Origin of the sequence: Synechococcus sp. R3-13, from assembly GCF_047462195.1 — a bacterium.
GTDB lineage: Bacteria > Cyanobacteriota > Cyanobacteriia > Thermostichales > Thermostichaceae > Thermostichus.
The window spans coordinates 1-691 of sequence record NZ_JANSIO010000286.1 but is presented as its reverse complement, the minus strand read 5'-3'; the positions used below and the strand labels follow the sequence as shown (position 1 = coordinate 691).

1 protein-coding gene is annotated in these 691 nt (G+C 49.6%); it reads left to right on the top strand.

Going from position 1 to position 691, the window contains the following annotated elements; translation table 11 throughout:
* Positions 1-323: 323 nt before the first annotated feature.
* Positions 324-691: DUF4388 domain-containing protein (locus NW856_RS09040; RefSeq protein WP_414399899.1), on the top strand; the 368-nt coding region annotated here is incomplete at its 3' end.

The following is a 691-nucleotide window of genomic DNA, read 5'->3' as shown; positions in this document are numbered from 1 at the left end:
TTTTCTCTAACTTCCGCTCACAGAGAAAGCAAAAATAGGAGTTCTATCTTACGAAGCGACATGATCCAACACAAAGCAGAAACAAAGGAAACTAGAACTCTTCTGTGAAGGGCTTCCGAGTGCTGCCTAATTGTATTCCTTGATAGATTTTCCCGGATAGTAAGTGTAATTGCTAGCGGGCAGAGTATCGAGCTACAAAAAACACGGTCGTAGATACACGGTTGTTGACCGAGAGTCCATGTACAAGAATAGGGATGTCTAAAAAATCACTGAAGCATTGATTTTTCGCCCATTCCATCGAAGTGGAGGTTCAAAAAATTCTTATGGCTATAGTTGGAGACCTCCAAGAATTTTCCTTGCCTGATTTGTTGCAGCTGATCGAGAGAGGCAGCAAAACAGGACAGCTCTGTATTTGGGCGCCCAGAGGTATCTACAGGATCTGGTTTTACCAAGGTCGGGTCATTGCTGCCCTACCACCTCAGGAAGAACACCGCCTGGAGAGCTTGCTGGCCCATTCCGGCTTGGTGAGCGAGCGGGTGGTCGAGAAGCTGGCTTCCTTTTGCGGCTCGGAAGAGCCTCTGGGGCGTTGCTTGCAGCGGCAAGGGTTGATTACCCCAGCAGCCCTGGCCAAGCTCTTCCGCCATCAACTGCAAACCGGCCTCTACAGCCTCTTTGCCCTCGAATCCGGCCA